The following is a 15,850-nucleotide window of genomic DNA, read 5'->3' as shown; positions in this document are numbered from 1 at the left end:
AATGTGATTAAAATCTACGTTTTACTGAACCTGTAATCTCGTCTATATCTTCCTTCACTTTATCAATTTCACCTCTCACATCTTTAGAAATATCGGTATCAATGCCTTGTTTATCGGCACTTTTCTGAATTTCGGTTTTAATATCGTTAGAGGCATTACGAAGCATTTTCATCCCTTTACCCATACCACGGGCTATATCGGGAATCTTATCGGCACCAAAAACCATTACCAGAATAAACAGGATAAATGCGATCTCGGCACCACTAATAAAAAGAGGTATGATGTTCATAGCAAAACAAATATAGCCACAAATTTAAGCATAAAAAAAGCCGACTCGTTAAAGTCGGCTAAATTTATTTTAGTTTCCAAGAGTCTCCTTGAATTCTTCAAATTTACTGGTAGTTTCTTCTTTAGGCCAGGTATTGTTGCTTACATCAATATCGGCCGTTTCTAGGTTTGGATCTACCACCATTTTTACGATTTCCTTATTGGTAGCGATTGCTTTTGTAGCCACTTCATCGTCCATTCTCCAAAGCTGTACTGGGTATCTTTTCATTTCAGTGGTACCATCGGCATAAGTGAATTCTACGATTAAAGGCATTGGGATTCCTCCCGGTTTTTCGAAAGTTACCTGGTAGAAATATTTAGGATCCTTTAGTTTTGCTCTTTCTTTTTCGGTAAAGTTATCCATCACATACTCTTTTAAAGTAGACGAATTTTCAAAAACCGAATTTCCTTTTAAACTTTCATCAAAATCTTCGCTTTCTTCTTCTACTACATAAATAGCATCAACTTCTTCTGGATCTGCTCCATAACGCTCCAAAAATTCTTTTCCTTCTTTAGTTGCATTATCCGTAATATATAGTTTCTGAACTTCCTTAATTCCCATATCTACATTATGCGTAGTATAAAACCATCCTCTCCAAAACCAGTCTAAATCTACTGCTGAAGCATCTTCCATAGTTCTGAAAAAATCTTCTGGTGTTGGGTGCTTAAACATCCAACGATGTGCAAATGTTTTATAGGCGTGATCAAAAAGCTCGTGTCCCATTACAGTTTCACGTAAAATATTAAGCGCGGTTGCAGGCTTACCATAAGCGTTATTTCCTAACTGGTAAACATTCTCAGGATTAGACATAATTGGCGCGATATACTTTTGGTTTCCTTTCATATAAGGAACAATTTTCGCGGGAATTCCTCTTCGAGAAGGATATTGCTCTAAAGGCGTGATCGCTTCAGGGTATTTTTCTCCAAATTCCTGCTCGGCAAGATACTGGCTAAAGGTGTTTAAACCTTCGTCCATCCAACCCCACTGGCGTTCGTCACTGTTTACGATCATTGGGAAAAAGTTATGTCCAACTTCATGAATAATTACACTTATCATCCCAAATTTAACCCTATCGGAGTAGGTTCCATCTTCATCGGGACGGCCATAATTCCAGCAAATCATTGGATATTCCATTCCCTGGTTTCTTGCATGAACTGAAACCGCTTTATGATATGGATATTGAAAAGTTTGATTTGAATAAGATTTTAAAGTGCTGGCCACGGCTTTTGTAGACCATTCTTCCCAGAGTGGGTTCCCTTCTTTTGGATAAAGTGACACTGCCATTACATCCTTACCTCCAACATCTGTAGCCATCATATCAAGAATAAATTTTCTTGAAGTAGAGAATCCAAAATCCCTAACCATCTCGGCTTTATATTTCCAGGTTCTGGTTTTGTTAGAAAAAGACTTTTCAGCTTCTTCGGCTTCGGCCTGTGTTCTAACTATTACGGGTTTATCGTAAGATTTTTTTGCCTGTTCATAACGATTCATCATTTCTTTAGTATAAACATCTTTACGGTTCTGAAGTTCTCCTGTAGCCTCCATAATATGATCTGCAGGAACAGTAATATTCACTTCGTAATCACCAAAAGGAAGTGCAAACTCTCCACTGCCCCAAAATTGCATATTCTGCCAGCCTTCAACATCGTTGTAAACTGCCATTCTTGGAAAGAACTGCGCTATCACATACGCATTATTGCCATCTTTTGGAAAATGCTCATAACCACTTCTAGCCCTATCGGTAATATGATTATTTATAGTATACCACCATTTCATTTCAAACTCAAAAGATTCGCCGGGCTCTAAAGCCTCTTCCAAATCTATTCTTAGCATCGTTTGATTTATGATGTAATTTAGTTTATCGCCATCGTGAGTTAGGCCAACAATATTGAAGCCGCCGTCAAACGACTCTTCCATATGCTGATTTACAAAACGCTGCGGAGTAGCCACAGGGCTCATTCCACTTGGATTTCGCTCTAAAGCCGGCGCGTCTTTTTTACGTACATTCTGGTCTAATTGCACCCATAAATATTCTAATTTATCGGGAGAATTATTATAATAAGTCACCTCAGCCTCACCATCTAAACGAGTATTTTTATCGTCCAGTACGATATCCATTTTATAATCGGCCTGGTTTTGATAATAGGCTTCGCCGGGAGATCCAGCACCGGTACGGTACTGATTGGGAGTTGCGAAAGTTTCATAAAGTTGTTTAAACTTATTGTTATTTTCGTGGCCTTCCTGTTTTGGCTGCTGTTCTTCGGCTTCTGCTTCCTGGGCCTGCACACCGCTTACAAAAAGCATCACCAAAGCGAAACTTAAAAGTCTTAATCTGTTCATCAATTATGTTTTAATTTAAAGATTGCTAAAAATAAATATTTTAGTCAGGTTTTCCTTAAGGAAAAGTGAGTTTTTCTGTTTCCTGTTGCCGCATAAGCAACAAACTTTTTGTTTTGCCATTAACTTTAACGTGTACTACGTTTTTCTGGTCGTCAAAAAGATCGGTTAAAATCTCGTTAGTGACTTCAATTTGATTAAATGAAACTACATTTTCAACTTCAATATAAAGCACTAATTGGTCGGCATCGTATTCTTTTCCCAAATAATTTAGCTGAAGCTCTTCGCCATTGGTTTTTAACCTTAATTTTTGGATAAGATATTTAGAAATATGTTCAGTTACCGCACCTTCTTCTGCTTCCTGGGAAAGCTGAATATCGGCATCATAACGTTCGTTTAAAACATTTTGAAAATCGTCTATAAAAACCCGCGTAATAATTTGCAAACTTTGCTCCTCATTGTTGTATTCAATTTCAGTAACGCTAAGGTAAAACTCGTGCGCGCCAGATTTAAATGCTGAAAGCAAAAAAAAGCTGGCCAGGATTAGGCTTATCTTTCTCATTAATCTTTTTCTCTTCTCTAACAAATATTAATCCAAAGCACTTAAAGCTTTAAATTCAACTGATTTGGACTGAAAAAACTCGTATAACTCTAAAGGACTATCCAGAAAAATTTCCAAATCATAATTTTCAGCACAATAATACACAAAATTCATCACCTCAGTTTGCTTTATTTTGAAGTCTTCAATTAGAGTATTTTCAGAAATTAAATAAATGGCTTTTTCAATAGTAAATTTAAATTCGTCCTTTGCCTTTCTTTTCTTTAACCACGCAGTTCTACCACTAATTCCATTTATTACAGGATCTAATGGGATTGTTCCAGTTAATACACTTAAAACACTAAGCCTTCTCCCACCCGGGCCTGTGGTTGCGGTAAATAATTGCCTTTCTACCTGAGAGGGGGGCGGTTTTCTGGCCATTGGAGCATTTAATTCGAATTTATTAAAGGTTTTAATGCCTGAAATATCATTTGCTAAATTTCCCGAGAGATTATGAAGCTTTACCTCATCTAATTCGGTAAGATCTTCTGTTAGTTTAATCGTGAAATTGTTTTGCTAAAGACTTTCGCTATTCACTATAAAAATTTCTTTTTTATATTGAACCGAAGAAAAAATAAGGGAGTCCCCGATATTTACTTCTACCATAAAATAACCCGAAAGTTCACTTAAACTTCCTTTTTGTTGCGTAATATTAATAATATGAACCGGCGAGTTGAGGGGTTCTTTCGTGATAATATAACCAGATAAAATTGTTTTTTCCTGCGCAATAGCTGAAACAGCAATTAGCACAAAAACCAGGAGAAAAACACATTTATTCCTCGATAAACTCATGATATTCCGGGACCATTCCTTTTAAAAATTCTATTAAAACCAGGGGATCATTTTTTTTGACCAATTCTTCAAAATTAGGTTTTAAGCTACAATAGTAAAGAAAATCCATAATTTTATTCTCGGGTAAAAGTAAGGTCTCGGTAAAATATGCATCGGGTACAAGCTCCCTGGCCTTATAAACCAGTGCGCTTAATTTGTTATTTTCTATTGCTTTTTTAAGTTTTTCACTTTCTCCTGAAATCGCTCCATAAATAAGACCAACAGGATCCATAGGACTGCTCATTGCAACCAGTTTTCGTTCTTCAATACTTAGTGGTTCTTTATCAGAAAGGGCAAAACCAATAATTCTTGGATCAAAGGTTTTAATTTCTTTAATATCACTTGCCAGGTTGCCACTTAATTGGTGTAACCTAACTTCGTCTAATTCGGTAAGGTCTTTTTGCAATTCAATTTCTAAGAATCCAGATGATAAAATTTCAGAAGTAATCAGGATTTCTTTTTTCTGAAATTGTACCGATGAAAATAACAGCAAATCATTTTCCCTCACCTCTACCGAAAATTCGGCACCTGCTTCGGTTACTGTACCCTTTTCAGCTGTTATATTTATAATATGAATAGGAGCTTCAATAGAATCAGCAAGAATCTTTCCTTTTAAGATTATACTTTCCTGGGAAAATAAATGAGCTGAAAAAATAAGTAGAAATACAAGAAAGAAGCTGCTTTTCATCTATTCAGCAATAAGTTTTAAATACACTGTACTCTTCTTTTCCAGAAATACTACAAGTTCTAAAGCGCGTTCTTCTTTTAATAAATTTTTATGAAAACCATTTTCAAAAATATAGGTTAGGAAATTCATTATATGAGTAGAATCAATTTTTAAATGATTGGTAAAGAAATAATCGTCAAACCTGATACGTAGATTTTTTACGATCTCCCTTTCACTTGTAGCAGGAGAGGCAGATTTACCTCCTAATGATCCAAAATTTGGTTTTCCCGCAATTAATCCCACCAAACCTAAAATATTCCCACCGGCCGGCGCCTGGGTTTGGCTGGCATTAAATGCTGCGTTTGGCGTACCTCGTGGAATCACGCTAGGAGGTGAAGGCGGTACACTAATAACCGGCATATCTATTACCTTAATATTGGCAATATCTTCTTCCAGGTTTCCACTAAGATTATGAACCCTCACCTGTTCGAGTTCGGTTAGCGCAGGGCGTAATTCTATATTAAGTATTTCTTCATTAAGAATCTTAGAAGTTATCTTAATTTCCTTTCGCTGAAATTGTACCGATGAGATTAGCAGTAAATCATTTTCTGCTACTTCTATTTTAAAATTTCCCGCTTTATCGCTTACACTCCCCTTTTCTTGCGTTATGTTGATAATGTGAACGGGAGCTTCAATACTATCGGCTTTAATTTTACCGGTAAGTTGTTGTTTTTCCTGGGCGTTTAGCGCGAGTACAGAACAAAACATTAAGAAAGATAAACAATATTTCATGGACTGATGATGATAATAAATAATGATGATTGATGATGATTTTTAAATGTTATTCTCTAGCGTGAAATGCTTTATATTCTTTACTTTTTTCTATTAAAAATTCAATAAGGTTTAATTCGTTTCCATCTTCCAGCAAGTCATTATCTAAACCGTGATCTGTGACGTAGTAAATAAAGTCATTTATTTTATCTTTTTCTATATCCAGGTTGGCCCTAAAAAATTCATCATCATAAAGATTCCGTAATTCTTCGTCTAATTCCTTTTTCGTAAAAGGATTGTTTTCAACTTCAGCTCCAACCAAAAATTTAAAAATGTTCACAAAGTTAAGTCCGTTTACTAGCCTCGTATTTCCCGCGGCAAGGGCAGCATTTCTACCTGGCCCCATTAAAGAATCGGGTTGCCTTCTAACATTCATCGCTTCCAAATCAGCCGCAGAATACCTGGGAACATCGGGATCGCTAACTTCAATTCTTGCGACATCTACCCTAATATCTCCTGAAAGTTTATTATCAGATAAAAGTACTTCAGGTAATTCGGTTACGGTTTCGGTGAGAAAAACATTCATTTCTCCAGAGTTTATAACACCTTCTTCTACCACAACTCTAAATTCTTCAAACTGTATGGAAGAAAATACTACCGTGTCTTTAAGTGCCACGCTCAATTTAAATTCTCCGTTGGGATTGGCTATGGTTCCCCGTGATGTGTTTAGATTAAAAATCGTCATCCCCTCGGGAGTAACGTCTTCAGGGACAATGATTTTACCATTAACCAGAAGGCGTTCCTTTTCCTGAGCAATTAAAATACTGCTGAATAAAATTAAAATAATAAAAAATGTATTTTTTAACATAGTTGTAATTTTCCTACTAATAAAGTAACAATTCTTACTTCTTATTTATAGTAAAGCTGTTTGTAAACTTTTGTTAAAACCCCTATTTAGACTATTTTTAAGACATTAAATATTATACTCGCAACACAAAGAATTATTTGAATATGAGCAAAGCACTATTAGCCAGCACCTCAACCTTACACGGCCAGGAATATTTGGAATACCTAATTCCAGAATTAAAAACCTTTTTTAGCCATACCCAAGAAGTAATTTTTATTCCTTTTGCCCGTCCCGGTGGAATTTCGCACAATGAATACACTAAAAAAGCTTCCGAAGCTTTCAAAAAAGCTGGAATAAAGCTGCGTGGAATTCATGAGTTTGAGAATATGACTGAAGCTATAACTTCAGCTAGAGGAATTTTTACAGGTGGCGGGAATACTTTTCTACTAGTTTCTGAACTCTACCGGAATAAATTAATGCAAACACTTAAAAACAGTATTCAAAATGGCTGCGCTTATATGGGCACCAGCGCAGGAACCAATATAGCCGGCTTAACGATGCAAACCACCAACGATATGCCCATTGTTTATCCGCCGAGTTTTAAAACCCTGGGAATAGTTCCTTTTAATATTAATCCCCATTATTTAGATCCCGATACAAATTCTACCCATAAGGGAGAAACACGAGAAACACGTATTAAAGAATTCCATACTATAAATACCCAACCGGTAATCGGGCTTCGTGAAGGAAGCTGGTTAATGGTTTCAGATAATAAAATTGAGTTAAAAGGTAGCTTAAGCGCCCGTATTTTTAAATCAGAAAAATTACCTTTCGAAATAGAAACCAATTCAGACTTAAGCGAATTAAATTAATATGGATTACCAAAGTATACTAAATACCATAAACGATGAGTTGAGTTACCGCGATGTAACAGGCAAGGTTGCCTCTTATATTCCAGAACTCGCTAAAGTAGATCCACGTAAATTTGGAATGCACGTTTATTGTGGAGATCGGCAACATTTTAGTTTTGGAGATAACGAAGAACTCTTTTCTATTCAAAGTATTTCTAAGGTTTTTAGCCTCGCTATGGCCATGCGTATTATGGGTGAAGATCTTTGGGACCGGGTAGATGTAGAACCATCGGGAGATCCGTTTAATTCTTTAAGTCAGTTAGAATATGAAAGCGGTGTTCCTCGCAATCCCTTTATCAATGCCGGTGCTTTGGTAATTTCAGATATTCTGGTAGATCAATTAGAAGACCCAAAACAGGAATTACTAGATTTTGTAAGAAAAATTACTGAAGATAATAGCATTAATTTTGACCCTAAAATTGCCGCTTCAGAACGTGCTACCGGTTATAGAAATGTCGCGCTCGTAAATTATATGAAAGCGCTTGGAAATATTAAATGTGAAGTAGAACCTATTGTAGATTTTTACTTTCATCTTTGCTCTCTTGCAATGTCTTGTAAACAATTATCGCAGGCTTTTATGATCTTTGCCAATAAGGGCAAAATATTAAGTTCAGACGAAGAAATTTTAACCCCTACTACGGTAAAAAGGATTAATTCTTTAATGCAAACCTGTGGTTTCTATGATGAAGCCGGGGAATTTAGTTTTGAAGTAGGATTACCTGGAAAAAGTGGAGTTGGCGGCGGTATTGTTGCCATTCATCCCGATCAATACTCCGTAGCGGTTTGGAGTCCTATTTTAAATGAAAAAGGAAATTCAGAATTAGGAATGAAAGCTTTAGAACGTCTCACTTCCCTAACCGGTCTTTCGGTTTTTTAAACCTAAAACTATAGAAATATTAAACCAACTAATGGAAATAAAAAAAATGCCTTCCGCAAACGCAGAAAGCATTTTTTTATAATTGAACACTGTAATAATTCTTAAAGCGTAGCTACGTGCTTTGCAAGTTGCGATTTTAAGTTCGCAGCTTTATTATCATGTATAATATTTTTCTTTGCCAATTTATCTACCATAGAGATAACAGAAGGCAAAAGAGCTTCAGCTTCTTTCTTTTCAGACTCCTTCAACTTTTTAATTGCGTTTCTGGTAGTTTTATGCTGGTAGCGGTTTCTAAGACGTTTGGTCTCATTGCTACGAATCCTCTTCAATGCTGACTTGTGATTTGCCATTACAAAATTGCTTTAATTATTTTTTAAAAGTAGTCCGTAGGGGAATCGAACCCCTGTTACCAGGATGAAAACCTGGCGTCCTAACCCCTAGACGAACGGACCATAAATTTATTTCAAATTGCCTTTTCAGGACTTTAAAAACACAAACTAAAAACCTGTGTTCTTTTGTAGTCCGTAGGGGAATCGAACCCCTGTTACCAGGATGAAAACCTGGCGTCCTAACCCCTAGACGAACGGACCATTTTTTTGTTTCAATGCGGATGCAAAAATACAACTATTTTTGAATGGCGCAAGACTTGAACAAAAAAAATTTAAAATTTAATAAGCCTTCGCAAAAAGCACTCTTTGCCCAGACGGTTTACCAGTAAGTACACAGCTTCCCGACTCCTTTTCGGAATTAAATGGTATACAGCGAATTGTGGCTTTGGTAAGCCCTTTTATCTTATTTTCTGTCTCTGTAGTTCCATCCCAATGCGCAGAAATAAATCCGCCTTTTTCTTTTAAAACTTTTTTAAATTCATCAAAAGAATCTACTTCGGTGATATGTTCGTTTCTAAAATTGTAAGCTTTCTCGAATAATGTATCCTGCATTTCCACCATTAAATGCTTCACCTTCTCCACTACTTCACTCTGGTTTACAAATTCTTTAGTTAGTGTATCTCTTCTAGCCAATTCTACACTTCCTTTTTCCAGGTCTTTTGGGCCTATAGCCAATCTTACCGGAACGCCTTGTAATTCGTACTGTGCAAATTTCCAGCCCGGCTTTTGAAAATCTCTATCATCATATTTCACCGAAATACCGGCTTCTTTAAGATCATCGGCAAGTTTATTCGCCACCTTAGAAATATCTTCTAACTGTTCTTCTCCTTTATATATAGGAACAATTACAACCTGGGTAGGCGCTAAATTTGGAGGAAGCACCAGCCCGTTGTCGTCACTGTGCGTCATAATAAGCGCTCCCATTAAACGGGTGGAAACACCCCAGGAAGTTGCCCAAACATTTTCTAACTTTCCTTCTTTGGAAGTAAATTTCACATCAAAAGCCTTTGCAAAATTTTGACCTAAAAAGTGAGAAGTTCCCGCTTGCAATGCTTTCCCATCTTGCATCATGGCTTCAATACAATAAGTTTCTACAGCACCGGCAAAGCGTTCACTTTCGGTTTTACTTCCTTTTATAACCGGCATGGCCATAAATTTTTCGGCAAACTCAGCATAAATATTATTCATTAATTCGGTTTCCTCTAGGGCTTCCTGTTTGGTAGCGTGAGCGGTATGCCCTTCCTGCCAGAGAAATTCTGAAGTTCTCAAGAACAAACGGGTTCGCATTTCCCAACGTACCACATTGGCCCATTGGTTTATTTTAATAGGAAGATCGCGGTAAGACTGAATCCAGTTCTTATAAGTATTCCAGATAATTGCCTCAGAAGTTGGTCTAACTACAAGTTCTTCTTCCAACTTAGCTTCAGGATCTACGATTAATTTAGATTTATCGTTAGGATCTGTTTTAAGCCTGTAATGAGTAACCACAGCACATTCTTTGGCAAAGCCCTCGGCATTTTTTTCTTCAGCTTCAAAGAGATGTTTGGGAACAAAAAGTGGAAAATATGCATTTTGGTGACCGGTTTCCTTGAACATTTTATCAAGCTGGGCCTGCATTTTTTCCCAAATGGCGAATCCGTAGGGTTTAATAACCATACAGCCCCTTACTGCGGAATTTTCAGCTAAATCGGCTTTTACCACCAATTCGTTGTACCATTTTGAATAATCTTCGCTTCTTTTGGTTAACTTTTTACTCATTCTCTGTATTTGGCATAAATCTTGTATTTTGTTAAACACAATCTAAATGCAGGTTTAGTTAGCGCAAAACTAACTATTTTTGTAATGTTCAACAATAAAATACTAAGCTAATGATACGCAATTACAACTTACAGAAAAAAGCAATTCTATTTGTTGCTCCTATGTTCTTGCTATTGTTAGCATCTTGCGGTTCTTACCAGTATTCTGGTTATGAGGATGGAATCTATGGTGATTCTAACCAACAGCAATCACCTGCTGAAGAGCCAGCCCAATATGCTAATAATAACCAGGATCAGGGAAATACATATTACAAGAACCTTTTTTCGGAAAAATCAGAATTTTATGGCCAAATGGCCGATGACATCATCTTTACCGATGTAGAATCTTACTCTTCTGCTGAAGGCGGAGAGGATGAAGTTTATTATGAGGACCAACAAGCTTATGTTGGTGGAAGAGCGCCCTGGGGTGAAGATCCAGACCAATACACCATAAACATCTATAATACCGGTTTCCATGGTGGATTTTATAATCCCTGGAGATGGAATCGTTTTGGATACGGTTACGGTTTTGGAGGTTTCTATGACCCATTTATGTGGGATCCATTTTACGGCCCTGGTTATTGGGGCGCAGGATTTGGCTCCTGGGGTGGCGGATTTGCTGGCCCATGGGGTGGCGGTTTCGGCTTTGGCCCAGGATGGGGCTGGGGTAACCGCTTTGGATATGGTGGCTTCGGCGGTTTCTATAACCCATACATGGGAAGAGGTTTTATAAACAACCCATATTATAATACTCGTAATAATTATAGAGATGTAGCTTATAATAGTGGTAGAAGAGCTAGTTATTCAGACTATAGTAGAGATAATGTTTCCCGTCTAAGAGATAACGAATCTTCTTACTCCAGGAGCATTCGCAATATAAGAAGCAATGATAATGCTTCAAGAAGCAGAAGTTACACCAGAAGTAATTCTGATAATTCTAATGTTTATTCCCGTTCTAACAGAAGAAGCGAACCGGCGAGAGTCAACACTTCTTCCACCAGAAGAAATGCTGATATTAACAGGTCTAACAGAAGTTCAAGATCTAATTCTACCTATAATAGGTCTTCAAATAGTTCTTCAAGAAGCAGTGGTACTGTTCGCAGTAGCTCGAGTAGTTCAAGAAGTTCTGGAACAAGAAGTTCAGGTGGAGGTCGTTCTTCCTCATCACGAGGTGGCGGCGGTAGAGGTTAATAAACATCTAGTTTGAAAATATTTTAAAAAGTTATTTAATCAACCTTACAGTTATGCGCTGTAAGGTTTTTTCTGAAATCCTTAATTATATAACCGGTTTATAATCTGGAAAAAATCTAAAAGGAATTAAAAAAAGTTTATGAAAAAGATATTTATAATATTGAGCGTTCTTTTTATAGCAGGAGGCGCCCAGGCTCAAAATATTACCGATGCTTATAGATATAGCTCTGAAGAATTGAACGGAACCGCAAGATTCCAGGCCCTTAGTGGTGCTTTTGGCGCACTTGGTGGGGATTTATCGGCGATCACCGTAAACCCAGCCAGTTCTGCTGTATTCCTTAATTCTTTTGGTACTATGACGTTGTCTCACCGTTCTACAAATAAAAATGTAGATTATTTTGGAACAGGCACTACTAACGAAAATTCAGATATTAATTTTAATCAGGCAGGAGGAGTACTTGTTTTTGACACGCGAAGTGATAGTCCCTGGAGAAAATTTAGTTTAGGCTTAAATTATAGCCAGACGAATAATTTTGATGATGCTTTTGTAGCTACAGGTACCAGCCAAACCTCTATAGACCAGTACTTTTTAAATTATGCTAATGGCCTGCCATTAGACTTATTACAAACCCGTGAAGATGAAAATATTTCTGATCTTTATTCCTATTTAGGGGAAAATGAAGGTTATGGAGCACAACAAGCATTTCTGGGATACCAGGGTTATGTTATAGACCAGGCAGAAGATTCGCCAGATAACACCGAGTATAATTCGTTTATAAGTCCTGGAAGTTTTAATCAGGAATATCGCTCGGTAGCTACAGGCTTAAACGGTAAATTTTCTTTTAATTTCGGCACACAGTTTAGGGATTTCTTATACCTGGGCGCTAATCTAAATACCCATTTTTTAAATTACGATCGTACTACACGTTTTAGGGAAAACAACAGTAATTCGGGTAGTGCAACCAATCAGGTAATTTTTAATAACAACCTAAGTACAACTGGAGATGGGTTTTCCTTTCAACTGGGGGCCATTGCCAAAGTAAGTGACCGCTTTAGAGTTGGAGCATCTTACCACTCTCCTACCTGGTTTAATATTGTAGAAGAGGCCACCCAATATCTTGAGACAAATAATGAGGCGAATGAGCGTGTGGTTGTAGACCCTAACGTATTAAATCTTTACCCCGATTATAATTTGAAAACGCCCGGTAAAATCACTGGTAGCCTTGCCGTATTATTCGGCTCAAAAGGATTAATTAGTTTCGATTATTCTTATAAAGATTATTCAGCTACTGAATTTAGACCTACTAATGATCCCGAATTTGAATTTCAGAACGAACTTATTTCAGAAGAACTTCAGGCGGCTTCTACTTTTAGATTGGGTGGAGAATATAGAATCAATAACTGGAGTTTAAGAGGCGGTTACCGTTTTGAGCAAAGTCCATACGCCAACGAATCTACTGTAGGCGATTTAACCGGTTACTCCGGTGGTATAGGTTACGATTTTGGAAGTATGAAATTAGACCTGGCATATACCAATGCAAATTACGAGGAAAATGCGCGGCTCTACGAAACCGGGCTAACAAATACGGCAAATATAGATAGAGACCTCTCTAAGGTTATTTTATCCTTGAGTTTCGGATTATAAAAAAACAAACATTTATTTATTTTAATCTACAAACGCCCTTCGGGGCGTTTTTTATTGGTTCAATTTATAAAAAATAAACAGATGTATTTAGCTATTTTTCAGTAACTTACAGTACCTATTTATTTTAGCCTCATCTATCATAGCTGCATTACTAACACTTAAATAAACAGCTTATGAAATCAATTTTCTACTGGATGATGCTAATCCCTTTTTTAGTACTCTCCCAAGATCAACAAAGTAACAATGAAGAATACCTCATTGTAGGAACCGCTATCTATTCAGCAAAAAGCGACAAAACAAAAGAGTTTTCTGAAGGAATGAAAAACCACAACGAGCAATTTCATGCTGAAGGAGCTATGGGTGTACGAATTTTTACAATTATGAACGGCCAAAACGCCTATGATTACATGGCAGTTATGGGCCCTATGCCATGGAGTGCCTTAGATGCTCCCAACACAGAGCAGGACGCACATGATGAAGACTGGGCCAATAATGTAGTGCCTTATTTAGCCAGCGAAGAAGATGTAACTTTCTGGAGGTTTCACAATAATTTCTCTAACTTCCCTACAGATTTTGAAATGAGCAAACTTAGGGTTACCGTTTGGGATATTGCAAGAGGAAAATATGATGCAATGATTTCTAGGAAGCTTTGAATAAGTAATGGTTTTTCTTTTATTTCTCTTTTCCGAGAATTTTTTTGGACTATTTTGCCTAAATCCTTGACTTTTGGCCAATTTTTTTCATCATTTTCGTTATTTTATTCCCTTTTTGTTCCAACACTGCGCACGTTCCCACGTTTTAGGCTTTCGAGAGCAGATAACTGGCCCGAAAAATATTGTACAGGATGCAGTTGAAGTCAAACCTTAATTCGTTCCTTGCCATTGTTTTAGCAACCGTTCTTTTGTAGTTCAACTTTTCCTTCAAATAGGCGAAAGGGTGTTCAACCTTGCATCTTATCTTTGATTTCTTCTTGTTGTTTTTCTTTTGCGTCGCGGAGAGTTTCCGCTTTCGTGTCCCTTTGTCCAGCATCCCGTAATAAACACCCTCTTTCCTGGCCTTTCGCTTGTCGGCAATAGTGCCATAGGCGCTATCGCCAAAAATCATCTGCTCATCGCCGCTAAGGAGTTCATCTTTTAGCTGGGAATCATGAGGACGTGCCGAAGTGAATGTCCTTTTCCTTATCAGCTCACTGCCCACATCGGTTCCAATATGACCTTTATAACCAAAATATTTCTTCCCCCGCTTTGCCGTGGATTGGGCATCGGTATCTATTTGCGCACTCGGGTGTTTTTCCAGTTCTTCCCGCCGCTCCTTGCTCAACGGCTTGGTGGTGGACTGAAGGATGGTGGCATCTACACTCGTTCCTTTTTTCAGCAACAAACCTTTTGATTCAAGACTGGCCAAGATCAAAGCAAACAACCCATCCATCAAGCCTTCCCGTACCAAGGCTTCTTTGAACCGCCATATGGTCGTGAAATCTGGCACCGTGGTAGTGTAGTTGATCCCTGCAAATTTTTGAAAACTCAAGCGGTCGTTGACCTGATCCTCCAGTTCCGGGTCGCTCAGGTTATACAGGTGCTGAAGAAAAAGCATTTTGACCTTAATGGAAAGATCGCGGTGCGGCGCTCCACCGATAACTTTATTGGTGTTGTCCACTGCCTGCACCAGATTGAAGACTTTGTCCCATTCCACCAAATTATTGATCTTGTTTAACTTGGAGGATACCCTGCTGGGCTTTCTACTGCGTCCCAATTCTATATCGGAAAAACTTAACTGGCTCATAGGAGATGGTTTTTGTAAAGCATGAAATTAGTGAAAACCAACCATGCACACAAATTTTTTATGCTATGTTTGTAAGGGGTTATGCAAAGGATTCTTCTAAATTAGAAAAAGTAACAAAAGTCCTGAAAGAAAAATCAGCTGAAACGCCTTTTGGAATTTACACCAATGAATTCTCTTCTACCCAATCTGGGCAGGATTTATCTGTAGTCTATTTCTTTGATGACTTTGCCTGGCTGGGAAAAGATCAAAAACTTAAAGAGAAATTTGATGAAGTTCACGGCTCAGGTTCTTTTGATTCTTTTGCACAAGAATGGATGGAGATCACTAACGGTGCTTCCCAGGAATTATGGATATACAACCAAAGCCTAAGCGGTATTGGGCCACAGGTGACCACCTCTACAGAAGATTAAAACATTTAGATATAAATATTTATAAAGCCTGCTCTGTTATATTCAGGGCAGGTTTTATAATAAATGTATCTTAACCATTTTCAAAACTCCTCCAAAGCATTTTTCCTGATTTTCAATTGAAAAGTAGATTTTAATCACTGAAAAATTAAGAATTTCTTATCTTGTAAAAAATTAGCAACTTATCATGTTTGAGTTTGACCAGGAAACCTGGATTTACTTCGCGCTTATTGCGGCTTTTCTCATCTATTTTATTTGGAATTCCCGTAGGGCGAAAAAGAACCGGAAGGCACGTAAAAACAGAAACTTTAGAAGGCGATACATAGAACGCCGAAGAGAGGAAAAATCAGAACCTAATATCTAATTTCTAATCCTCACTAATTACCGGCTTAATTCTTCATTTTGTACCTTTGAAAGGTAAACTGCTTTACGATAAGGCTACAAAACCTTAGGTAAAAAAAACAAAATATTTA

Annotated in this window: 17 protein-coding genes and 2 tRNA genes; 6 read left to right on the top strand and 13 right to left on the bottom strand. The window is 37.4% G+C overall.

Annotated features, from left to right (window positions below; translation table 11 throughout):
* Positions 1–7: 7 nt before the first annotated feature.
* From B5488_RS16870 to B5488_RS16835, 8 genes are all read right to left on the bottom strand, one after another.
* Positions 8–289 carry a Sec-independent protein translocase subunit TatA/TatB gene (locus B5488_RS16870; RefSeq protein WP_079736315.1) on the bottom strand — a complete coding sequence of 94 codons (282 nt, stop codon included), beginning with the start codon at positions 287–289 and terminating at the stop codon, positions 8–10.
* Between the two features lie 69 nt (positions 290–358).
* On the bottom strand, positions 359–2,668 hold the full coding sequence (locus B5488_RS16865) for a M1 family metallopeptidase (protein WP_079736314.1): 2,310 nt from the start codon (positions 2,666–2,668) through the stop codon (positions 359–361).
* A gap of 55 nt (positions 2,669–2,723) precedes the next feature.
* Positions 2,724–3,227, bottom strand: a complete 504-nt coding sequence (locus B5488_RS16860; protein ID WP_079736313.1) for a DUF6702 family protein — start codon at positions 3,225–3,227, stop codon at positions 2,724–2,726.
* A gap of 27 nt (positions 3,228–3,254) precedes the next feature.
* The gene (locus B5488_RS16855) at positions 3,255–3,644 is read right to left on the bottom strand and encodes a hypothetical protein (RefSeq protein WP_079736312.1); all 390 of its coding nucleotides are present in this window, start codon (positions 3,642–3,644) and stop codon (positions 3,255–3,257) included.
* A 135-nt stretch (positions 3,645–3,779) separates the two neighbouring features.
* On the bottom strand, positions 3,780–4,055 hold the full coding sequence (locus tag B5488_RS16850) for a hypothetical protein (RefSeq protein ID WP_079736311.1): 276 nt from the start codon (positions 4,053–4,055) through the stop codon (positions 3,780–3,782).
* The gene (locus B5488_RS16845; protein WP_079736310.1) at positions 4,036–4,782 is read right to left on the bottom strand and encodes a hypothetical protein; all 747 of its coding nucleotides are present in this window, start codon (positions 4,780–4,782) and stop codon (positions 4,036–4,038) included. The genes B5488_RS16850 and B5488_RS16845 overlap by 20 nt, the downstream gene beginning before the upstream one ends.
* Positions 4,783–5,529, bottom strand: coding sequence for a carboxypeptidase-like regulatory domain-containing protein (locus B5488_RS16840; RefSeq protein WP_079736309.1), 747 nt, complete (start codon positions 5,527–5,529; stop codon positions 4,783–4,785).
* 73 nt (positions 5,530–5,602) lie between these two features.
* Positions 5,603–6,400, bottom strand: a complete 798-nt coding sequence (locus B5488_RS16835; RefSeq protein WP_079736308.1) for a peptidase associated/transthyretin-like domain-containing protein — start codon at positions 6,398–6,400, stop codon at positions 5,603–5,605.
* 143 nt (positions 6,401–6,543) lie between these two features.
* On the opposite strand from B5488_RS16835, the gene pepE reads away from it, so the two are divergent.
* Both pepE and B5488_RS16825 read left to right on the top strand, forming a co-directional pair.
* On the top strand, positions 6,544–7,251 hold the full coding sequence (gene pepE / locus B5488_RS16830) for a dipeptidase PepE (RefSeq protein WP_079736307.1): 708 nt from the start codon (positions 6,544–6,546) through the stop codon (positions 7,249–7,251).
* Position 7,252: 1 nt separating this feature from the next.
* Positions 7,253–8,167: a glutaminase gene (locus B5488_RS16825; RefSeq protein WP_079736306.1), complete on the top strand. Its 915-nt coding sequence runs from the start codon at positions 7,253–7,255 to the stop codon at positions 8,165–8,167.
* A gap of 101 nt (positions 8,168–8,268) precedes the next feature.
* Here the strand turns inward: B5488_RS16825 and rpsT are convergent, their stop codons facing one another.
* From rpsT to proS, 4 genes are all read right to left on the bottom strand, one after another.
* Positions 8,269–8,517, bottom strand: a complete 249-nt coding sequence (rpsT, locus tag B5488_RS16820) for a 30S ribosomal protein S20 (RefSeq protein WP_079736305.1) — start codon at positions 8,515–8,517, stop codon at positions 8,269–8,271.
* A 30-nt stretch (positions 8,518–8,547) separates the two neighbouring features.
* A tRNA-Glu gene (locus B5488_RS16815) sits at positions 8,548–8,619 on the bottom strand.
* A 66-nt stretch (positions 8,620–8,685) separates the two neighbouring features.
* Positions 8,686–8,757 (bottom strand) — tRNA-Glu (locus B5488_RS16810).
* 78 nt (positions 8,758–8,835) lie between these two features.
* Complete coding sequence (gene proS / locus B5488_RS16805) at positions 8,836–10,314, bottom strand: proline--tRNA ligase (protein WP_079736304.1); 1,479 nt, start codon at positions 10,312–10,314, stop codon at positions 8,836–8,838.
* A gap of 110 nt (positions 10,315–10,424) precedes the next feature.
* Between proS and B5488_RS16800 the strand changes: the two genes are divergently transcribed.
* The 3 genes from B5488_RS16800 to B5488_RS16790 all read left to right on the top strand — a co-directional run bounded on the left by B5488_RS16800 (position 10,425) and on the right by B5488_RS16790 (position 13,841).
* Positions 10,425–11,543, top strand: coding sequence for a hypothetical protein (locus B5488_RS16800; RefSeq protein ID WP_079736303.1), 1,119 nt, complete (start codon positions 10,425–10,427; stop codon positions 11,541–11,543).
* A 139-nt stretch (positions 11,544–11,682) separates the two neighbouring features.
* A complete protein-coding gene (locus B5488_RS16795) occupies positions 11,683–13,188 on the top strand; it encodes an OmpP1/FadL family transporter (RefSeq protein ID WP_079736302.1) in 1,506 nt (501 codons plus the stop codon).
* A gap of 173 nt (positions 13,189–13,361) precedes the next feature.
* Entirely contained in the window at positions 13,362–13,841 is a 480-nt protein-coding gene (locus tag B5488_RS16790) for a hypothetical protein (protein ID WP_079736301.1), read from the top strand.
* A 145-nt stretch (positions 13,842–13,986) separates the two neighbouring features.
* Here B5488_RS16790 and B5488_RS16785 read toward each other — a convergent pair whose 3' ends face one another.
* Positions 13,987–14,970: an IS5 family transposase gene (locus tag B5488_RS16785; RefSeq protein WP_079733655.1), complete on the bottom strand. Its 984-nt coding sequence runs from the start codon at positions 14,968–14,970 to the stop codon at positions 13,987–13,989.
* 65 nt (positions 14,971–15,035) lie between these two features.
* Between B5488_RS16785 and B5488_RS16780 the strand changes: the two genes are divergently transcribed.
* Positions 15,036–15,380: a hypothetical protein gene (locus B5488_RS16780; protein ID WP_146128778.1), complete on the top strand. Its 345-nt coding sequence runs from the start codon at positions 15,036–15,038 to the stop codon at positions 15,378–15,380.
* Positions 15,381–15,850: the final 470 nt, after the last annotated feature.

It is taken from the genome of Salegentibacter salegens, assembly GCF_900142975.1.
Taxonomy (GTDB): Bacteria; Bacteroidota; Bacteroidia; order Flavobacteriales; family Flavobacteriaceae; genus Salegentibacter; species Salegentibacter salegens.
This window is presented reverse-complemented; position numbering and strand designations above follow the sequence as displayed.